15 protein-coding genes and 2 pseudogenes are annotated in these 19,281 nt (G+C 70.9%); 5 read left to right on the forward strand and 12 right to left on the reverse strand.

Annotated features, from left to right (window positions below):
• Positions 1–103: 103 nt before the first annotated feature.
• Both ACFUN8_RS08110 and ACFUN8_RS08115 read right to left on the reverse strand, forming a co-directional pair.
• A pseudogene (locus tag ACFUN8_RS08110) lies at positions 104–994 on the reverse strand (ThuA domain-containing protein); the annotation flags it as partial.
• Positions 995–1,125: 131 nt separating this feature from the next.
• Positions 1,126–3,384, reverse strand: a complete 2,259-nt coding sequence (locus ACFUN8_RS08115) for a heavy metal translocating P-type ATPase (RefSeq protein ID WP_383633384.1) — start codon at positions 3,382–3,384, stop codon at positions 1,126–1,128.
• 311 nt (positions 3,385–3,695) lie between these two features.
• On the opposite strand from ACFUN8_RS08115, the gene ACFUN8_RS08120 reads away from it, so the two are divergent.
• Positions 3,696–4,697 (forward strand): hypothetical protein, encoded by a 1,002-nt coding sequence (locus ACFUN8_RS08120; protein ID WP_383633387.1) that lies wholly within the window; start codon positions 3,696–3,698, stop codon positions 4,695–4,697.
• A gap of 188 nt (positions 4,698–4,885) precedes the next feature.
• A complete protein-coding gene (locus ACFUN8_RS08125; RefSeq protein WP_383633241.1) occupies positions 4,886–5,593 on the forward strand; it encodes a copper homeostasis protein CutC in 708 nt (235 codons plus the stop codon).
• A 93-nt stretch (positions 5,594–5,686) separates the two neighbouring features.
• Here ACFUN8_RS08125 and ACFUN8_RS08130 read toward each other — a convergent pair whose 3' ends face one another.
• The 4 genes from ACFUN8_RS08130 to ACFUN8_RS08145 form a co-directional block, all read right to left on the reverse strand.
• Positions 5,687–6,937, reverse strand: coding sequence for an acetyl-CoA C-acyltransferase (locus ACFUN8_RS08130; protein WP_383633244.1), 1,251 nt, complete (start codon positions 6,935–6,937; stop codon positions 5,687–5,689).
• 43 nt (positions 6,938–6,980) lie between these two features.
• Positions 6,981–7,187, reverse strand: a complete 207-nt coding sequence (locus ACFUN8_RS08135) for a hypothetical protein (RefSeq protein ID WP_383633247.1) — start codon at positions 7,185–7,187, stop codon at positions 6,981–6,983.
• Between the two features lie 467 nt (positions 7,188–7,654).
• A complete protein-coding gene (locus ACFUN8_RS08140; protein WP_383633250.1) occupies positions 7,655–8,425 on the reverse strand; it encodes a signal peptidase II in 771 nt (256 codons plus the stop codon).
• Positions 8,426–8,439: 14 nt separating this feature from the next.
• Complete coding sequence (locus ACFUN8_RS08145; RefSeq protein ID WP_383633390.1) at positions 8,440–10,476, reverse strand: HelD family protein; 2,037 nt, start codon at positions 10,474–10,476, stop codon at positions 8,440–8,442.
• 498 nt (positions 10,477–10,974) lie between these two features.
• Between ACFUN8_RS08145 and ACFUN8_RS08150 the strand changes: the two genes are divergently transcribed.
• A complete protein-coding gene (locus tag ACFUN8_RS08150) occupies positions 10,975–11,184 on the forward strand; it encodes a hypothetical protein (RefSeq protein ID WP_383633253.1) in 210 nt (69 codons plus the stop codon).
• Between the two features lie 75 nt (positions 11,185–11,259).
• On the opposite strand, the gene ACFUN8_RS08155 is transcribed toward ACFUN8_RS08150, so the two are convergent.
• Complete coding sequence (locus tag ACFUN8_RS08155) at positions 11,260–12,903, reverse strand: DNA repair helicase XPB (RefSeq protein WP_354608214.1); 1,644 nt, start codon at positions 12,901–12,903, stop codon at positions 11,260–11,262.
• A gap of 146 nt (positions 12,904–13,049) precedes the next feature.
• Positions 13,050–13,355 (reverse strand): annotated as a pseudogene (locus ACFUN8_RS08160) (NUDIX domain-containing protein); the annotation flags it as partial.
• A gap of 151 nt (positions 13,356–13,506) precedes the next feature.
• On the opposite strand from ACFUN8_RS08160, the gene ACFUN8_RS08165 reads away from it, so the two are divergent.
• Together ACFUN8_RS08165 and ACFUN8_RS08170 are read left to right on the forward strand one after the other, a co-directional pair.
• Complete coding sequence (locus ACFUN8_RS08165) at positions 13,507–14,352, forward strand: helix-turn-helix domain-containing protein (RefSeq protein ID WP_383633257.1); 846 nt, start codon at positions 13,507–13,509, stop codon at positions 14,350–14,352.
• Positions 14,330–14,608 (forward strand): DUF397 domain-containing protein, encoded by a 279-nt coding sequence (locus ACFUN8_RS08170; RefSeq protein WP_383633260.1) that lies wholly within the window; start codon positions 14,330–14,332, stop codon positions 14,606–14,608. Before ACFUN8_RS08165 ends, ACFUN8_RS08170 begins: the two co-directional genes overlap by 23 nt.
• A 116-nt stretch (positions 14,609–14,724) precedes the next feature.
• Here ACFUN8_RS08170 and ACFUN8_RS08175 read toward each other — a convergent pair whose 3' ends face one another.
• From ACFUN8_RS08175 to ACFUN8_RS08190, 4 genes are read right to left on the reverse strand one after another with little or no spacing between them, the layout of a single operon-like run.
• Positions 14,725–15,660, reverse strand: a complete 936-nt coding sequence (locus tag ACFUN8_RS08175; RefSeq protein ID WP_383633263.1) for an ROK family protein — start codon at positions 15,658–15,660, stop codon at positions 14,725–14,727.
• Complete coding sequence (locus tag ACFUN8_RS08180) at positions 15,657–17,402, reverse strand: dipeptide ABC transporter ATP-binding protein (protein WP_383633266.1); 1,746 nt, start codon at positions 17,400–17,402, stop codon at positions 15,657–15,659. The genes ACFUN8_RS08175 and ACFUN8_RS08180 overlap by 4 nt, the downstream gene beginning before the upstream one ends.
• Complete coding sequence (locus tag ACFUN8_RS08185) at positions 17,399–18,295, reverse strand: ABC transporter permease (RefSeq protein ID WP_383633269.1); 897 nt, start codon at positions 18,293–18,295, stop codon at positions 17,399–17,401. The genes ACFUN8_RS08180 and ACFUN8_RS08185 overlap by 4 nt, the downstream gene beginning before the upstream one ends.
• Positions 18,292–19,251 carry an ABC transporter permease gene (locus tag ACFUN8_RS08190; RefSeq protein ID WP_383633272.1) on the reverse strand — a complete coding sequence of 320 codons (960 nt, stop codon included), beginning with the start codon at positions 19,249–19,251 and terminating at the stop codon, positions 18,292–18,294. Before ACFUN8_RS08190 ends, ACFUN8_RS08185 begins: the two co-directional genes overlap by 4 nt.
• Positions 19,252–19,281: the final 30 nt, after the last annotated feature.

Consider the following 19,281-nt stretch of genomic DNA (forward strand, 5'->3'; position numbering starts at 1 on the left):
TCAACCGGGCGGGTTCAACCGAACCCGGCTCAACCGAACGGGTTGAACCGACCCGGCTCAACCGACCCCGGCCCATCCGACCCGATTCAGCGGGTCACTGCGCCAGCCACTTCAGGCCGTTGATCAGGAAGCGGTTCTGCGTGGCGCTGTCGAACGTGGACGACAGGCCGGTGTTGGTGTTGTAGTCCATGGCGTTGTGGCCGAAGTTCGCGTACAGCATCTTGTAGTTGCTGTTGGTCCACAGGATCGGGTAATCCCCGCTGTACCAGGACTGGTTGGGGTCCGTACCGAGCGGGAAGCTCGACTTGTCGACCGAGGCCAGGACCTTGATGTTGGGGTTCGACCGGAGATTGTTCGACCAGCTGTACCACTCGCTGACCGACGAGGTGAAGGTCGCCGGAACGCCCGCGAGCGACGGGTGCGAGGTGTTCTCGGTCTTCAGCTTGGCGGTGGTCGGGCCCCAGGTATTGGACTTGAAGTTGCCGCTGCCCAGGAACTCGTTGTGGTACCAGGGCCACTGCTGGGCGCCCGTCGTGAAGGCCGCGACATGGAAGCCCATCCAGCCGCCACCGTTGCGCATGTACTGCTCGAAGCCCGACCGCTGGGCGGCGCTCTGCGGCAGGTCGTCGAGGAACAGGACCACGTCCACGCCCTGGAGGCCGGTGCCGGTCAGCCGGTTCCAGTTGTTGGTCGACTCGAACGTGAAGTTGTTCGCCGCGGCGGTCTGCGGGAACCACTTCCTCGCCTCCGCCACGAAGTTGATGTGCGCGGCGTCCCAGGTGCCGCTGTAGAAGCCGAGGACCTTGAAGTCCGCGGCCTGCCGGTCGGCCGTCTGCTCGGCGGCCGGCGTCGCCGACGCCGTGCGACCGGTGGTGGGTACGGCGGCCAGGCCGAGGAGGACGGCGAGCAGGAGGAGCAGACGGAGTGGGCGTTGCGTGAAACGTGTCCTGGTGAGCACGTGACGATCCCTTCCTGAGTGGGGGTTGTCATGCATATGACAGACAGGTGGATCGAGAAACGGACGTTCGGGAAGCGACAGAAAGCGCTTCACCTCTTCGATCTAAGAAGTGAAGCGCCACCCTGTCAAGGCTTTGGTCTGGACCAGTATTCGGCCGCTCGAACAGCTCAGCCGGATGCCTTGAAGCCGCGGAGCCGCAGGGAGTTGCCGACGACGAAGACGGACGAGAAGGCCATGGCGGCGCCGGCGATCATGGGGTTGAGGAGTCCGGCGGCGGCGAGGGGGAGCGCGGCGACGTTGTAGCCGAAGGCCCAGAAGAGATTGCCCTTGATGGTGCCGAGGGTGCGGCGGGAGAGGCGGATGGCGTCGGCGGCGGCGCGCAGGTCACCGGTGACGAGGGTGAGGTCGCCCGCTTCGATGGCGGCGTCGGTGCCGGTGCCCATGGCCAGGCCGAGGTCGGCCTGGGCGAGCGCGGCGGCGTCGTTGACACCGTCGCCGACCATGGCGACCGACTTGCCCTGTGCCTGGAGGCGTTTGACGACATCGACCTTGTCCTCGGGCATGACTTCCGCGATGACGTCGGTGATGCCGACCTCCCTGGCCACCGCCTCGGCGACGGTCTTGTTGTCGCCGGTGAGCAGGACGGGGGTGAGCCCGAGGCCGCGCAGCCGGCGGATCGCCTCGGCGCTGGTGTCCTTGACGGCGTCGGCCACTTCCAGGACGCCGCGCGCCTCACCGTCCCAGGCGACCGCGATGGCCGTACGACCCGCGGCCTCCGCCTGCGACTTGGCGCGCTCCAGCTCCTCCGGAAGCCGGATCTCCCACTCCGCCAGAAGCCGCTCGCGTCCGACGAGGACGGCGTGGCCTTCGACGATTCCCTGGACTCCGAGGCCCGCGACGTTCGTGAAGTCCTCGGGGGCGGGGAGGGTGCCGACCTGGTCGACGGCTCCGGTGGCGACGGCGCGGGCGATGGGGTGCTCGGAGGCGTGCTCCAACGCGCCGGCCAGCCGGAGGAGTTCCGCCCTGTCCGTGTTGGGCGCGGTGTGGACGTCGAGGAGGGTCATCCTGCCGGTGGTGACGGTGCCGGTCTTGTCGAGGACGATCGTGTCGACCTTGCGGGTCGATTCCAGGACCTCGGGGCCCTTGATGAGGATGCCGAGCTGTGCGCCGCGCCCCGTGCCGACCATCAGGGCGGTGGGCGTGGCCAGGCCGAGCGCGCAGGGGCAGGCGATGATCAGTACGGCGACGGCGGCCGTGAACGCGGCCGTCAGGCCCGATCCGTTGCCCAGCCAGAAGCCGAGTGTGCCGAGCGCGAGGGCGATGACGACGGGGACGAAGACGGCGGAGATCTTGTCGGCGAGGCGCTGGGCGGCGGCCTTGCCGTTCTGCGCGTCCTCGACCATGCGCGCCATGCGGGCGAGTTGGGTGTCGGAGCCGATACGGGTGGCGGCCACGACCAGCCGACCTCCCGCGTTGAGGGTCGCCCCGGTCACGGCGTCGCCCGGCCCGACCTCCACCGGCACCGACTCACCGGTCAGCATGGACGCGTCGACGGCGGAGGTGCCCTCGACCACGGTGCCGTCGGTGGCGATCTTCTCCCCCGGACGTACGACGAACCGGTCCCCGACCGCCAACTCGCCCGTCGGGACGGTCACTTCCGCGCCGTCGCGCAGGACGGTGACCTCCTTCGCGCCCAGTTCCATCAGCGCCTTCAGCGCGGCCCCGGCCTTGCGCTTGGAGCGGGCCTCGAAATACCGGCCCGCCAGGATGAACGCGGTGACACCCGCCGCCGCCTCCAGGTAGATGTTCCCCGCACCGTCGCTCCGCGCGATCGTCAGCTCGAAGGGGTGCGTCATGCCCGGAGTGCCCGCCGTACCGAAGAACAGCGCCCACAGCGACCACAGGAACGCCGCCGACGTGCCCACCGAGATCAGCGTGTCCATCGTCGCCGCGCCGTGCTTGGCGTTCGTCCACGCCGCGCGGTGGAACGGCCACGCGGCATAGGTGACGACAGGCGCGGCGAGGGTCAGGGACAGCCACTGCCAGTACTCGATCTGCAGCGCCGGGATCATCGCCATCGCGATGACGGGGACGGAGAGGACGACGGCGGTGATCAACCGCTCGCGCAGGGGCCGCAGTTCGTCGTTCTCACGGTCACGGTCACGGTCACGGTCGCTGCCGGCGCCGTCGCTGTCGGCGCGGTCGTCCCGGCCCGTACCGGGGGAGCCGCCCGCCGGTCGGGGCGGGGGTGGTTCGGCGGCGGTGTAGCCGGTCGCCTCGACGGTGGCGATCAGGTCGCGTACGGAGAGATCGCCCTGCGCGTAGCTGACCTTGGCCTTCTCCGTCGCGTAGTTGACGGTCGCCTCGACGCCGTCCATGCGGTTGAGCTTCTTCTCGATACGAGCGGCGCAAGAGGCGCAGGTCATGCCACCGATGGCGAGTTCGACGTCGACCGTGGCGGCCGGGGCCGCGGCCGGGTCCGTCGCGTTGGCCGGGGCGTTGGCCGGGGCGGCGGAGGCGACGGCGGGTGTGTCGGTTGCCGGTGTGGTGCTCATGACTGGCCTTCTCCTCTGAGTCCTCTGAGTCCCGGTGTGCTCTGTCGCGATACCGGGTCCTATACCCCTAGGGGGTATCTAGCTCCTGATTCATGTATACCCCTCGCCCCTATCTCAGGCAAGGGTAGTTCCTCGCTTGACTTTATACCCCCCAGGGGTATATTCGAATCATGAACATCACCATGAACACCGGGGTCAGGATCGCCGCGTACGCCGCCGCGCTCGCCGTGACATTCGGGGTCGCGTACGGGGTGGGGACGGCTACGGATCCGGTCGTCGCCGAGAAGCCGCCGCCCGCGCAGCACGAGAAGGAGCACGGGGCGGGCGGGGAGTCGGGTGGGGAGTCGGGCGCCGAGGAGGCGGACAAGGGTGAGGCGGGCAGGAGCGCTGACGCCGCGACGGCGAAGCTGCCCGCCGGCGGACTCCAGATCTCCGACGGCGGCTACAGCCTCGCCCTCGAAAAGACCGCGATCGAGGCCGGGGCCCGTACGGAACTGAAGTTCTCGATCAAGGACGAGCACGACCGCAACCTCACCTCGTACGAGCGCGAGCACGAGAAGGAGCTGCACTTCATCGTCGCCTCGCGCGATCTGACGGTCTTCCGGCATCTGCACCCGGAGCGCGCGGCCGACGGCGTGTGGTCCATCCCCGTCGAACTGCCCAAGGCGGGCGACTACCGGGTCTTCGCCGACTTCACGCCGGGCGGGGCGGCGGAGGGGAGCGCCGCCGAAGAGGGTGACGCCCACGGGGAGGGCGGCCACGGGGAAGGCGGCCACGCCGCTGCCGCGACGAACCTCACACTCGGCGCGGACCTCGCCGTCTCGGGGCCGTACAAGCCCTCCGCCCTCCCGCCCGTCCGCGCCACCGCCGAGGTCGACGGCTACCGGGTCGCACTCGACGGCGCGCTGACCCCCGGCAAGGCGAGCGACGTGAAGCTGACGGTCAGCAAGGACGGCAAGCCCGTCGCCAACCTTCAGCCCTACCTCGGGGCTTACGGCCATCTCGTCGCCCTCCGCGCCGGCGACCTCGCCTATCTGCACGTCCACCCGGACGGCCGGTCGGGCGCGACGGTGTCCTTCGGGGCGACGGCGCCCAGCGACGGGGCGTACCGGCTGTTCTTCGACTTCCGGCACGAGGGGAAGGTCCGGACCGCGTCCTTCACCGTCCGGGCCGGCGGTCACTGATGTGGTGTGGTGGAGGTTGGTGATGCGGACGCGGCGTGCGGCGTCGTAGGCTGGCTATTGGACTAGACCTATAGCGGGGCGACTGGCGAACGATCGTCCCGTTCGTCCCGAGTTCTGCCCGGCTTCGCGGTCTCACGACCAGCTTCAGACCAGCTTCCCGACCAGCCTCCCGAACGGAATGGGTTCCCATGAGCAAGCGTGCAGTCCTGGAGGTGATCGCCCTCGACGCCGAGGACGCTGTCGCGGCCCAGGCCGGCGGGGCGGACCGGCTTGAGCTGGTCACCGACATGGCGGCGGACGGCCTCACCCCCGCGGTCGAGACCTTCGCCAAGATCCGTGCCTCCGTCGACATCTCGCTGCGCGTGATGCTGAGACTCCAGGACGGCTTCTCGGCGGGCTCACCGGAAGACGTGGACGCGCTGGTGGAATCCGTGGGCGCGATGCGGATCGAGGGCGCCGACGAGTTCGTACTCGGCTTTCTCGACATCGCCGGCAACCCGGACCTCGTCACGGTCGAACGGCTCGTCGCGGAGCTGGACCCCTGCCGCTGGACCTTCCACCGGGCGATCGACCGCGCGGCCGACCGCGACGCGCTGCGCAAGCAGCTCGCGGACCTGCCCGGTCTGGACACGTATCTCACGGCCGGTTCGGCGAGCGGGGTCGACGAGGGCATCCCGGTCCTGCTGGCGGAGGCGGCGTCCGGGGCGCGCGGCGAACCGGGTTACGGTCCCGAACTCCTCGTCGGCGGCGGGCTGCGGCTCGACCACCTCCCGCGGCTCCGGGCGGGCGGCCTGAACGCGTTCCACATCGGCGGCGCGGCCCGGCCGAACGGCTGGGCCGCGCCGGTGGACGAGGCGACGGTACGGGAGTGGCGCGAGGCGATCGACAGGCCCTGAGCTTCCGTTCCTCGACCCGTTCCTCGACCCGTTCCTCGACCCGTTCCTCGACCCGTTCCTCGACCCGTTCCTCGGTTACGTGGGTTACGTGGATTACGCGCGTTCCAGCAGCATCGCCATGCCCTGACCGCCCGCGGCGACGACGGACACCAGGGCCGTCGACAGGTCGTCGTGCCGCAGCGTGGTGAGGGCCGTGGTGGTGAGGCGCGCGCCGGCGGCGCCGAAGGGTTCGCCCAGGGCGATGGAGCCCCCGTGCGTGTTCACGCGGTCGGGGTCGAGGCCGAGGGCGGCGCAGTAGGCGAGCACTTGGGCGGCGAAGGGTTCGTTGCCGGCGACGGTGCCCACGTCCGAGAGCGACATCCCCGCCCGGCCGAGCACGGTACGCGTCGCGGCGACGGGCGCGGGGCCTTCCGTCTCCGGGCTGGAGGCGGACAGCGCGGTGGCGAGAACGCGGGCGAGCGGGGTGTGGCCGTGCTCGCGCGCGTACGACTCCGACATCACGACGACCGCCGCGGCGCCGTCGGACAGCGGGGAACTGTTGCCCGCGGTGACCCTGCCGCCCGGTCGGAACCGGGGCGGCAGCGCGGCCAGGCTCTGCGGAGTCACCCCGGTGCGGGGGCAGTCGTCGGTGCCGGCTGTCGTACCGTCGGGGGCTTTGACCGGCGTGATGTCACCGAAGTGGAAGCCCTCGGCGACGGCGAGTTCGGTGAGGCGGTGCGAGCGGGCCGCGTAGGTGTCCATGGACTCGCGGGAGATGCCGAACGCGTCGGCGGCGTTCTCGGCGGCGAGGCCGACGGGGATGTACGGGTCGGGCAGCAGGTGCTCTTCGCGGGGGTCGGTCCAGGGCGACGGCGGGCTTCCGGGCAGGCTGTCGAGCGGGGTCCCGGGCAGGGCGCGGCGGGCGGAGCGTTCGCGGGCCGCGGCGAAGGCGGGGTTCTCGGTGTCCGGCCAGGTGTCGCTGCTGCCGTTCAGGCTGAGGCGCGAATGCGACTCCACGCCCGCGGCGACGACGACGTCCGCGTCGCCGCACCGCACCGCTTGGGCGGCCATGCGGATGGCCTGGAGGGAGGACGTACACAGGCGGTTCACCGTCACTCCCGGCACATGGTCCCAGCCGAGCAGGACGGCGGCGATCCTGGCGATGTTGAAACCCTGCTCGCCGCCGGGCAGCGCGCAGCCCACGACGAGGTCGTCGATGTCCGCCGGCGCCGTGCCCGGTACGCGGGCCACGGCTTCGGCGACGGTGTGGGCGAGCAGGTTGTCGGGCCGGACGGCGGCGAGCGCGCCGGTGCGGGTGCGCCCGATGGGCGTACGGACGGCGGAGACGATCACGGGGTGCCGCATGAGGTGGTCCAGGTCGGTCGAAGGGGCTGGTGGGGATGGGGTGTTACAGCTTCGGGGAGGCCGGTGGGGGCGTTACCGCCTCAGGGCCGGGCGGTGGGGCGGGGCGGCGCTGCAGCAGCAGGGCGGGCCGGTGGGTGCGCGGCCAGTGGTCCGGGCTCAGGACGAACTCCAGCCCCTCGCGCGGGAACCGGTCCTCGCCGCCGGCCTCCGGCAGCAGTCGGCGTACGGCCCGCCGGTCGAGCAGATCCACGGCGGTGCCGACGGCCGGGATGGGCGAGGACGGCTTCTGGGCTTGGGTGAACCTGCCCTTCAGCGGGGGCGGGGCACTTTCGCCTCAGCTCGCGAACGGCGAGGGGCAGGGCCTCGCCGTCGCTCCGGGTGGGGAAGTGGCAGCCGAGGGCGGGGAGTTCACGCCGTAACCCGGTGTGGGGGCAGACCTCAGCGGCGGAGACCACCGCGAAGACCACCGGGCGGAAGATCACCACGAGTCCGGCACGTCCGCCGTGCTCCCGTACGAGGGGCCCGCGTCCGCCCTCCTCGGACCCGGGCGTGCCAGTGGGCGGGGCGCCCGCGAAACCGGCGTATCCCGTGAGACCGCACATCGTCGCCACCCCCGGCCCCGTACGAACGGGGCAGCCTCGCGAGTCAGGCCTCCGGCTCAGTCGTGGGGAAGCCGGCGCCCGGACATCCGAAGCCGACCGCCACGAGAGGAAACGATCATTCCCGGGAGAGGTCACTCCCGGTGTCGGCGTTCCGGGTGGCGGTCTGGGCGGTCTGGGCGGTCTGAGCGGTCTGCGTGGCGGTCGCGGCGTCGTGGGTGGGCTCTATGCCCTTGAACGACAGCACCACGATGGTCACGGCGCCCGCGAAGATCCCGATGTCGGCGACGTTCCCGACGAAGAACCCCGAGTAGTCGATGAAGTCGACCACGTGCCCGCGCCCGAAGCCGGGGGCGCGGAACAGCCGGTCGCCGAAGTGGGAGGTGGCGCCGCCGAGGAGCAGGCCGAGTGCGTACGTCCACGGGGTGGAGCGCACACGCCACGCGTACCAGGCGATGGCCACCACGGCGACCCCGGCGAAGACGGTGAAGATCCAGGTCACGCCGGTGCCCATGGAGAAGGCGGCGCCGGGGTTGTAGACGAGCCAGAAGCGGATGAAGTCGCCGATGACGGAGATCGACTCCGAGTCCCCCAGCGCGCTGACGGCCCACCACTTGGTGCCCTGGTCGAGGAGGAGCAGCCCGAGGGCGACGCCGATGGCCGACCAGAAGAGGCGGCGGGTGGGGGAGGCGGTGGCGGTGTTGCCGCTGTCCGTAGGCGCCTCGACCTCGCCCCCGGCCTCGACCTCGCCCCCGGCCTCGACCTCGCCCTCGGCCTGGGCCGGTGCGGCGGGCACCGACCCCGCCCCCGACCCCGCTCCCTGCACCGAATCCGCTCCATCGGCGGCCACGGCCACCGTCTCCGCCTCGGGATCATCGTTCGAGTTCACCCGAACAGTGTCGCCTACCCGGCCGACCCCGCCCAGGCCGTGTCCAACTGCTCCGGCAGCGGAGAGGCGTGGATCACGAGCAGGCCCGAGACCGCGCGGGTCAGGGCCACGTACAGGCGGCGCAGGCCCGTGCGCTCGTCCGGTTCGCCCGCCACCACCGCCGAGGGCTCGTCCAGGACCACGTAGTCGTACTCAAGGCCCTTCGCCAGCGACGCCGGGACCAGGGTGAGGCGGGAGACCGCCGTCGTCTCCTCGCCGGGGGACAGGTACGGAAGGTCCGCCGCCGACAGGGCGGCGGACAGGGCCGGGATACGGGCGTCCGCCGCGATCAGGCCGATCGAGCCCTCGTGGCGCAGCGACTCCAGGCAGGCGCCGACGACCGCCGCGTCCGCTTCGGCCGGATCCGCCGCCGTGTCCGCTTCGGCCTGGCCCACCGCCCGTACCTCCAGGGAGCCCGGCGACTCACGTACCGATGCCACCTCCGTCAGCCCCGGCGAGATCGTGGGCAGCAGGCGCGACGCGTAGGCGATCACCTCGCGCGGTACGCGGAAACCGGCCGTCAGTTCCTCGACCAGCGCGTCCGGCTTGCCCAGATGCGTCAGGGCCTCCGCCCAGCTCGCCGTCGCCCAGGGCGTGGTGCCCTGCGCGAGGTCCCCGAGCACCGTCGCCGAACCGGTCGAGCAGCGCCGGCCCACCGCCCGGTACTGCATCGGGGACAGATCCTGCGCCTCGTCCAGTACGACATGGCCGAGCGAGTGCGTACGGGACACCAGGTCGTTCGCCTCGTCGATCAGCACCGCGTCCGCCGACGACCACTTCGCCGTCCGCAGGCTGCGCGGCGGCTTCGTCCACAGCAGTGCCTTCTGCTCCTCCGCCGTGAGCAGCCCCTCCGCGTGCTCGGCCAGGAAGTCCATGTCGGAGAGCAGCCGCAGCACCAGTTTCGCCGGGTCGACGGCGGGCCACAGCGTCTTGACGGCGGCTTTCACCGCGGGGTTACGGGCCACCGCGTCCTGCACACGGTCGTCGGGCGCCTCGCCGGATCTCTCCATCTGTACGAGCACGGCGTGTGCGATGCGCTGCGGCAGGGCGTCGTGCGCGGCGCCGTAGCGGATGTCGCGGGCCAGCAACTCCCGTACCAGTTCTTCGAGTTCGTACGCCGGGATCCGCCAGCGCCGGGAGCCGCGCACCACCATGACCGGCTCGGTCGGCAGCGTGACGTGCGAGCGGACGGCCCGGCGCAGCACCTGCGCCATGCGGGCGTCGCCCTTGACGACCGCCGTCGCCGCGCTGTCCACGCCCGTCACCCGCACCTGGCCGGGCCCGGACGCCACCAGCTCGTCGACGGTCGCCTGCTTGACCTCCAACTCGCCCAGCGCGGGCAGCACTTGCTCGATGTAGTGCAGGAAGGAGGCGTTCGGCCCGATGACCAGCGTGCCGGTACGGGCCAGCCGGTCGCGGTGCGCGTACAGCAGATACGCCACCCGGTGCAGGCCGACCGCCGTCTTTCCGGTGCCGGGGCCGCCCTGCACACAGACGGAGCCGCCGAGCCCGGAGCGGACGATCTCGTCCTGCTCGGGCTGGATCGTCGCGACGATGTCACGCATGGGGCCGACGCGCGGGCGCTCGATCTCGGCCTGGAGGAGCTTGCTGGAGTGGACCGCCTCCGTGGGGTCGGAGAGGTGTTCGTCCTCGTACGCGGTCAGCTCGCCGGCCGTGTAACCGAAGCGGCGGCGCAGGCCGACGTCCAGCGGATTCTTCTTGGAAGCCTGGTAGAAGGCCTGCGAGACGGGTGCGCGCCAGTCGATCACCATGGGGTCGCCGTCGGCGTCGTGGACGTGCCGCCGGCCGATGTAGAAGCGCTCGCCCTCGGCGCCCTCGGCCTCGTCGGCGCCGACGGCGTGCTCGTAGTCGAGGCGGCCGAAGAAGAGCGGGGTGTGGGAGAGGTCGGCGAGTGCCTTGATGCGGTCCTCGATCTGGGATTCGAGGACGGCGGCGTTGACCCAGTTCGCCGTCACGTCGCGGATGTCGAGGGCCTGGACGTCCTCGCGCATGGAGCGAAGGGCGGCGCGGGAGGCGTCGAGGTGGGCGCGTTCACGGGCGAGGAGGGGGTCGGTGCCGGTGTCAGTGCCGGTGTCGGTGTCTGTGCCGGTGTTTGTGCCGGTGCTCGTGCTCGTGTCTGTACGGGTCGGTGCGGGGTCGTGCGCGGACACGGTGGTGCCTCCGGATGTACGCAGGCCGACGGGCCGCGACCCGGTGGTGACGGGGTGGCGGCGAGGTGTCGGCGATGGATCACGTCAGGGCAGCCGCCCGGTTTCCGACCGGGTGGCGGCGCTCCTCGGAGGGAGGCGGGAGAAGAGGGAGAGTGTAGTCAGCGGGCGGCGGGCGGGCGAACGGTTATTTCCGGCTCGCTCTCGTTCCCTGGTACGTGTCAGGGATGGGAGGCGTAGTCCCCGTAGGGGATGCCGTATCTCTGGAGTCGTAGGAAACGGCTCTGCCGTTTCACTCCGCAGAGCGATGTGTTCCGGTCGCCGGAGAAGCACCATTGAAGTATGAGTACAGCGACCTTCACCCCCATCCCGACCGTGCACACCGGCCCCTCGCACAGCGGGGCGACGGCGCTCGGTTCCGCCCCTCACACCGGCCCGCACGCCCCGCACCGCGTCGGCGACGCGCTGCGGGCCGTCAAGGTCTTCGTGACCGCCGCGTTCAGCGTGGCCGTCCTCGGTGAGTACGGGGAGGAGGCGGGCATTATGCGCTGAGCCCCCGACCGCCGTAGGCCCCTGCCCCGCCCTGCCCTCCGAAGCCCTGCCCCGCCCTGCCCGCCGCCCCCCGGCTCAGTTGCCGGCCAGCAGCTCGTCGGCGTCCACGATGCGGTAGGCGTATCCCTGCTCGGCGAGGAACCGCTGGCGGTGCGCCGCGAAGTCCTGGTCGATCGTGTCGCGGGCCACCACCGAGTAGAAGCGGGCCTCGTGACCGTCCGCCTTCGGGCGGAGCACCCGGCCCAGCCGCTGGGCCTCCTCCTGGCGGGAGCCGAATGTGCCGGACACCTGGATCGCGACCGTCGCCTCCGGCAGATCGATCGAGAAGTTCGCGACCTTCGACACGACGAGTACCGAGATCTCGCCCTGCCGGAACGCCTCGAACAGCTTCTCCCGCTGCGCGTTGCTCGTCTCACCCTTGATCACCGGGGCGTCCAGATGCTCGCCCAGCTCGTCGAGCTGATCGATGTACTGGCCGATGACCAGCGTCTGCTCGCCCATGTGCTTACGGACCAGCGCCTCCGTCACCTTGCGCTTCGTCGCCGTCGTCGCGCAGAAGCGGTACTTCTCGTCCTGCTCGGCCGTCGCGTACGCCAGCCGTTCGCTGTCGGTGAGATTGACCCGTACCTCGACACAGTCCGCGGGTGCGATGTAGCCCTGCGCCTCGATCTCCTTCCACGGCGCGTCGAAGCGCTTCGGCCCGATGAGAGAGAAGACGTCCGACTCACGGCCGTCCTCCCGTACGAGCGTCGCCGTCAGCCCCAGCCGACGCCGCGCCTGGAGGTCGGCGGTGAACTTGAAGACAGGAGCGGGCAGCAGATGCACCTCGTCGTAGATGACCAGGCCCCAGTCGCGCGAGTCGAACAGCTCCAGGTGCGGATAGACGCCCTTACGGCGGACCGTGAGCACCTGGTACGTGGCGATGGTGACCGGGCGGATCTCCTTGCGGGTCCCGCTGTACTCGCCGATCTCCTCCTCGGTGAGCGACGTCCGCCGGATCAGCTCGTGCTTCCACTGCCGGGCGGAGACGGTGTTCGTGACGAGGATCAGCGTCGTCGCCTTCGCCTGCGCCATCGCCCCCGCGCCGACGAGCGTCTTGCCCGCGCCGCACGGCAGCACCACGACCCCGGACCCGCCGTGCCAGAAGCCCTCGACGGCCTGCTTCTGGTACGGCCGCAGCGACCACTCCCGCTCGTCCAGCTCGATGGCGTGCGCCTCGCCGTCCACATACCCGGCCAGGTCCTCGGCCGGCCAGCCCAGCTTGAGCAGCGTCTGCTTGATCTGCCCGCGCTCGGAGGGGTGCACGGCGACGGTGTCCGGGTCGATCCGCGTCCCGACCAGCGGCTGCACCTTCTTCGACCGCAGGATCTCCTCAAGCACGGGCCGGTCGGTGCAGGTCAGCACGAGCCCGTGGGTGGGGTGCTTGGACAGGGTGAGCCGCCCGTACCTGGCCATGGTCTCGGCGACGTCCACGAGCAGCGCGTGCGGCACCGGATAGCGCGAGAACGCCACCAGCGCGTCGATGACCTGCTCGGCGTCGTGCCCGGCGGCGCGGGCGTTCCACAGTCCGAGCGGGGTCAGCCGGTACGTATGGATGTGCTCCGGCGCGCGCTCCAGCTCGGCGAAGGGCGCGATGGCACGACGACAGGCGTCGGCCTGGTCGTGGTCCACCTCCAGCAGCAATGTCTTGTCGCTCTGGACGATGAGAGGTCCATTCACAGCTGCGCCCTTTCGTCCTTCGTACGGCCACTACACGCGGCCAAACGTCCAGTGTCGCGCATCGCGGACGGTTTCGGGGCGGGTGCCGCGTGTGAGGTGGGCCGGGTCGGATCGGGTGCCTGCTCTCTCTGCCGTACCCGGGGGCCCTACCCCAGATAGGGCTCTGCCCGATGCTCGGTGAAGTGCTGGAGACGTAGCCGTTGGGTGTGGTGCATGGGCAGCGAGTCGAGTTCGACCGCCTCCACGAACCGCAGTTCCGTGCTCTCGTCGGAGATGGCCAGCTCACCGCCGACGATGCGCGCGGTGAAACAGACGTCGAACTGCCGCCGCACCTCCCCGTCGCTGTACTCGATGATGTGCCGGGGGTCGGTATAGGTACCGACGAATCCCGTGATCTCCACATCGAGTCCGGTCTCCTCCTTGACCTCACGAACGGCCGTCGTGAAGAGCGATCCGCAGGCCGCAGACCGAGTGGAGTGTCCGCCGATGCGACGAGGGGTGCATGCGGACGGCCGGAGGAATGTCACCTTTAGTGTCTGGTTGCTGACTCTGTGACGCTAACGTGGGTTGGGGGAAATCCGCGAAGCGAAAGGGGCTGGGCGCATGGCCGGCCGGGTCGAACGCGAAGAGCCGCAGTCCAACGAAGAGTTCTACGGGGACGAGCTGCGACGCAGGCGGGAGGCCGCCGAGTTGACGCAGGCCGATGTGGGTGAGCGGGTGGTGTGTTCGCCGTCGCTGATCGCCCACTTCGAGGCGGGGCGGCGCACGCCCTCGCTGCCGGACGCGCAACGCCTGGACAAGGTGCTCCGTACGGACGGGTTCTTCGTGCGGATGCGGCGGACGCTGGGCAAGGTGAAGTTCGCCGAACACTTCGAGGCGGCGGCCGAGGCGGAGCAACTCGCCTCGTTCATCGAGGAGTACGCGGTGTCGTTGATGCCGGGTGTCCTTCAGACGGAGCGGTACGCGCGGGCGGTGCTACGAGCAGGGCAGACGAACAGCACCGCCGCGGATGTCGATGAACGTGTGGCCAACAGGCTTGAGCGCGGACGTATGTTGAACAACCGGGAGAGCCCAACCGTGTGGGCGATCCTGAACGAGAACGTCATCCGGGCCGTGGTCGGTGGGCCTGAGGTGATGGCCGAACAGCTCCGTCATATCGCCGCGTTGGGGCGATCCGGGCGGGTGCTGGTGCAGGTGGTGCCCCATAGGGAGGGCGCGCACGCGACCATGAGCAGCATGGTGAAGCTGATGCGCTTCGACGATGCGCCGGACATGGTGTACGTCGAGGGCTTGCTCACCGGGGCGTTGACCGACGAGCCGTCAATGGTGCGTCGTTACCGAGACGCATACGATCTGGCACGGGCAGCCTCTCTTCCCCCGGAGGCATCCCTCGATCTGCTCGACTCGGTGGCGGAGGAGTACGACCATGAGCGTTCATCGCATCACTGACGCATCCATACTCACCACATGGCGCAAGTCCAGCTACAGCGGTGGTGACAACGGCAGTTGTGTGGAGGTGGCCGGTGCGCTTCCGTGGCGCAAGTCCAGCTACAGCGGTCCGGATAATGGTGACTGCGTGGAGGTCGTTGACGGGCTCGTCGGTGTGGTGCCTGTTCGCGACAGCAAGAACCCCCACGGTCCGGCCCTCGTTGTCTCCGGGCAGGCATGGTCCGCATTCATCGATGGTGTGAAGAGCGACCTGTAGGCGGCATGCGGCATGCGGCATGCGGCGTCGGAGGCGGGGCGGCGCAGAGCCCGCCCCGGTGCTACGACACACGCGTAGCACCGAAGCGGGCTGGTGATGCCCCCGGCCCGGACTCCTCAGACCCCGACCTTCGCCGTCAGCTCCCGCCGGGCCCGGGCCGCGCCGCCGACCGGGACCGCGTCGGTGGTCAGGGTCGCCCTGACCAGCCGGATGGGGTGGCCGCTGACCGGCGGGTCGGCGGCCAGCGCCGACAGGACGAGGGGCTCCAGCACGGGCCAGGCGCGGCTGACCCCGCCGCCGACCACCACCGTGGTGATGTCGACGAGGCCCGCCGTCATCACGATCGCGCGGGCGATCCCGGCACCGGCGGCCCGGTACACCGCGAGGGCGTCCTGGTCGCCGTGGCCGACCGCGTCGGCGACCTCGCGGGCGGTCAGCCGGCGGCCGGTCCGCTCCGCGTAACGGGCGCCGATGGAACGGCCGGAGGCCAGGGTCTCCAGATGGCCCCGGCCGCCGCAGGAGCAGAGCAGATCGCCGAAGCCGGGAATGTGCCCGATCTCGCCGGCCGCGCCGTGCGGCCCGGCGAACAGCGCGCCGCCGGTCCACAGCGCGCCGCCGACCCCGGTGCCCAGGGTCATGCCGAGGATGTCCGACTCGCCGCGCACGGCGCCGCCGGAGACTTCCCCGTAGAGGAAGGCGTTGACGTCGTTGTCGAGGAACGCCGGGACGCCCAGCGCCTCTTCGACGGCGTCCGTCACCGCGAAGCCGGCCCAGCCGGTGAAGGAGTCGCTGGCCACCAGGATGCGGCCGGCGGCGGAGTCCACCACGCCGGCCGCGCCGACCCCGGTGCCGGCGAGGCGGCCGGGGGTGCGCTTGAGCAGCGGGGCCAGCGCGCCCATGGCCGCGCCGATCATGGCCCGGCCGCCGTCGGTCGCCGGGGTCGCCACCTCGGCGCGGTCCAGCACGGTCAAGTCCTCGGCGCAGAGCACCACTTGGGTGGTGGTGCCGCCGATGTCCACGCCGGCGAAGAGCGTACGGTCGTGGGCACTCACCCCTGGACCTCCGTCCGGCCGGCCGCGAGGGTGGCCAGGCGTTCGGCTCTGCGGCCGCGTTGGATCACCGGGTCGGGGACCGGCACGGCGGCCAGCAGCCGGCGGGTGTAGTCGGTCTCCGGGTGCAGCAGGGTCGCGCCGGTGGCGCCCTGCTCCTCGATCCGGCCGGCCCGCATCACCACGACGCGCTGGGCGAAGTGCTGGACGACGGCCAGGTCGTGGGAGACGAAGAGACAGGCGAAGCCCAGCTCGTCCTGGAGTTCGGAGATCACTTCGAGTACCGCCTCCTGCACGCTCACGTCGAGCGCGCTGGTGGGCTCGTCGGCGACCAGCAGCCGGGGCTCCAGGACCAGGGCGCGGGCCAGGCTGACCCGCTGGCGCTGACCGCCGGACAGCTCCCTGGGGGCACGCCGGGCGAGATCACGCGAGAGCCGGACCCGGTCGAGGACGGCGGCGACCTTGGCCTGGCGGTCCTTGGCGGAGAGTCCGCGGCGGTGCACCCTGAGCGGTTCCGCGACGCACTCACCGACCGTCATACGGGCATCCAGCGAGGCCACCGGGTCCTGGAGGACCACACCGATACCGGCCCGCAGCGCCCGGCGGGCCCGGGACCGGGTGCGGGCCAGGTCGGTGCCGAACAGCGAGGCGGTGCCGGAGTTCGGCGGGATCAGACCGAGCGCGACGCGGGAGGCGGTGGACTTGCCGGAGCCCGACTCGCCCACCAGGCCCAGGGTCTCCCCGGCGTGGACGGCGAGGGAAACCCCGTCCAGGGCCCGTACGGCGCCCTTGCCGTGGCCGAACACCACCGAGACGTCGCGCAGTTCGACCACCGGCTCGGCGGCCGAGCGGGTGGTCTCGGCGCCCGGCTCGGTGCCGGGGCGGGTGGTCTCGGCGGCCGGCGGCGCGGCCGGGCCCGACTCGGCGACCGTCAGCCGGGGCACCGCGGCCAGCAGCCGCTTGGTGTAGTCGTGGGACGGGCGGAGCAGCACGTCCTCGACCGGGCCGGTCTCCACCAGCTCGCCGTCGTACATCACGGCGACCCGGTCGGCGAAGTCCGCGACCACGCCCATGTTGTGGGTGACCAGCAGGACGCCGGTGCCGGTCTCGACGGCGAGGCGGCGCAGCAGGTCGAGGATCTCGGCCTGGACCGTGACGTCCAGCGCGGTGGTCGGCTCGTCGGCGATCAGCAGGGCGGGCTCGTTGGCGATGGCCATGGCGATGACCACCCGCTGGCGCTGTCCGCCGGAGAGCTGGAAGGGGTAGGCGCCGGCCCGCTTCTCCGGTTCGGGGATGCCGACCTTGCGGAGGAGTCCGACGGCCTCGGCGGCGGCGTCCTTGGCGGACACCTCGCGGTGGTTGCGGATTACCTCGGCGATCTGCTTGCCGATCCGGGTGAGCGGGTCGAGCGCGGTGGCCGGTTCCTGGAACACCATGGCGACGGTCCTGCCGCGCAGCGCCGCCAGGTCGGGCTCGCGGGCACCGACCATCTGGTGGCCGGCGATGGTGGCGCTGCCGGTGGCACGGGCGTTGCCGTCCAGCAGTCCCATCGCGGCGAGCGCGATGGTGGACTTGCCGGAGCCCGACTCGCCGACCAGGGCGAGCGTCTCGCCGGGGCGGACGTGCAGGGAGACACCACGGACGGCCGGCACGTCGCCGGTCTCGGTGGTGAAGACGACACCGAGGTCGTCGAGTTCGAGTATCGGCCCGGCCTGCGGGGCGGCGGAGCCCTGGGCGGCGGTCATCCGCGTCCCCTCACGTCGAATGCGTCGCGGAGTCCGTCCCCGATCGCGTTGAACGCCCAGACCACCATGATGATGGCCAGGCCGGGCGGCAGGATGAGCCACCAGTAGCCGGAGTAGGCGGCGGTGAGTCCGGCCGAGAGCATGCCGCCCCAGTCGGTGGCCGGCGGCTGGACGCCCAGGCCCAGGTAGGAGACGTACGCGACCAGCAGGATGGCGTCGGCGATCTGGAAGGTGGCCGCGACGATGATGGTCGAGACGGAGTTCGGCAGGATGTGCCGGGTGATCGCCCGGGAGTGCGTCCCGCCGATGGCCCGCAGGGTCAGGACGTAGTCGCGGTTCTTCAGGCTGAGCGTCTCGGCCCGGATCAGCCGGGACGGCATCAGCCAGGAGACGAGGCCGAGGATGACGATCAGTCCGGTCGGCCCCGGGGTGGTGATGGCGGAGACCACCAGCAGGATGAAGAGCGCCGGGATGGCGATCCCCGCGTCCACGATGCGCATCATGAGCGCGTCGATCCAGCCGCCCGCGTAGCCGGCGGCGGCGCCCCACAGGGTGCCGATCACGGTGGCCAGGACGCCCGCGGCGAGGCCGACGATCAGCGACACCTTGCCGCCGTACATCAGCCGGCCCAGTTCGTCGTGGCCGACCGCGTCGGTGCCGAGCCAGTGCGAGCCGCTGGGGGCGAGGTTGACCTGCTCCAGCATCGTGTGGGTCTGGTCGGTGGAGTACACCAGCGGACCGACGAAGCAGAACAGGAAGAAGAAGACCACCACGCCGAGCCCGACCACGGCGAGCTTGTTGCGCAGGAAGCGCCGGACGGCGAGCCGGGAGCCCGACGCCGCGGTGGCGGTGGTCTTGCCGGGCAGCCGGCCCGGCTGGATGACGGCGCTCATGCCCGGCCTGCCTTCACTCGGGGGTCGATGATCCGCTGGACGATGTCGGCGAGCAGCGTGCCGACCACCGTGGCGATCGCGATGACCAGCACACAGCCCAGCAGCACCGGGTAGTCGGAGGACTGCGCGGCGGTCCAGAAGAGCAGGCCCATGCCGGGGTAGTTGAAGAGCTGTTCGACCACCAGGGCGCCGCCGAACAGCACCGGCACGTAGTAGCCGAGCATGGCGACCACCGGCGTCAGCGAGTTGCGGAACACATGCCGCCACAGGATGGCGCGGGAGCGGGAGCCGCCGGCCCGCGCGGTCCTGACGTAGTCCTCGGAGAGGTTCTCCAGGGTGGCCGCCCGCATGTAGCGGCTGAACACCGCGATCATCGAGGCGGCACCGGCGACGACCGGCAGCACCAGTGCCTGCGGGTCGGCGAACACCTGGGCGAGCGTGTCCCCTTGAGGGGCCTGGGACGGGAACCACGGCAGCACCTGGCTGAACACCAGCACCAGGATCAGCCCGAGGAAGTACACGGGCGTGGAGTAGGCGATGAAGCTCAGCGTGGTGATGACGTAGTCGACCGGCCTGTTGCGCCGGACGGCCTGCCACATGCCCAGCGGGATGGCCAGCAGAAGGCCGACGATCGCCGAAAGGGCGGTGAGCAACAGGGTCTTGGGCAGCCGCTCGGTGATGAGCTGGGAGACCGGCTCGTTGAGGGTGTACGAGGATCCGAGGTCACCGTGCAGCAGGTTGTTGACGTAGTAGAAGTACTGCACGGGAATTGGCTTGTCGAGGCCCTGATCGTGGTTGAACGACGCGATCTGCTGCGCTGTGGCCTGCGGGCCGAGGATCCCGCGAGCGGGACCCCCGGGCAGGGCGTGCAGCAGACCGAAGACCACGATCGTGACGATGACGATCACCGCGAGGGCCTGGAGGGCCCGTCGCAACAGGAACGAGGAAGTGCTCATGTGCTTTCCGGTCGCTTCGGCTCAGTGGTA

Origin of the sequence: Streptomyces sp. NPDC057307, from assembly GCF_042667665.1 — a bacterium.
Lineage (GTDB): Bacteria > Actinomycetota > Actinomycetes > Streptomycetales > Streptomycetaceae > Streptomyces.

Excerpts from the sequence above, each read along its gene's own strand:
- ACFUN8_RS08115 (WP_383633384.1), bottom strand. The coding sequence starts at position 3,384 with ATGACCTGCGCCTCTTGCGCCGCTCGTATCGAGAAGAAGCTCAACCGC.
- ACFUN8_RS08120 (WP_383633387.1), top strand. The coding sequence starts at position 3,696 with ATGAACACCGGGGTCAGGATCGCCGCGTACGCCGCCGCGCTCGCCGTG.
- ACFUN8_RS08125 (WP_383633241.1), top strand. The coding sequence starts at position 4,886 with ATGAGCAAGCGTGCAGTCCTGGAGGTGATCGCCCTCGACGCCGAGGAC.
- ACFUN8_RS08130 (WP_383633244.1), bottom strand. The coding sequence starts at position 6,937 with ATGCGGCACCCCGTGATCGTCTCCGCCGTCCGTACGCCCATCGGGCGC.
- ACFUN8_RS08145 (WP_383633390.1), bottom strand. The coding sequence starts at position 10,476 with ATGCGCGAGGACGTCCAGGCCCTCGACATCCGCGACGTGACGGCGAAC.
- ACFUN8_RS08150 (WP_383633253.1), top strand. The coding sequence starts at position 10,975 with ATGAGTACAGCGACCTTCACCCCCATCCCGACCGTGCACACCGGCCCC.
- ACFUN8_RS08165 (WP_383633257.1), top strand. The coding sequence starts at position 13,507 with ATGGCCGGCCGGGTCGAACGCGAAGAGCCGCAGTCCAACGAAGAGTTC.
- ACFUN8_RS08170 (WP_383633260.1), top strand. The coding sequence starts at position 14,330 with ATGAGCGTTCATCGCATCACTGACGCATCCATACTCACCACATGGCGC.
- ACFUN8_RS08180 (WP_383633266.1), bottom strand. The coding sequence starts at position 17,402 with ATGACCGCCGCCCAGGGCTCCGCCGCCCCGCAGGCCGGGCCGATACTC.
- ACFUN8_RS08185 (WP_383633269.1), bottom strand. The coding sequence starts at position 18,295 with ATGAGCGCCGTCATCCAGCCGGGCCGGCTGCCCGGCAAGACCACCGCC.
- ACFUN8_RS08190 (WP_383633272.1), bottom strand. The coding sequence starts at position 19,251 with ATGAGCACTTCCTCGTTCCTGTTGCGACGGGCCCTCCAGGCCCTCGCG.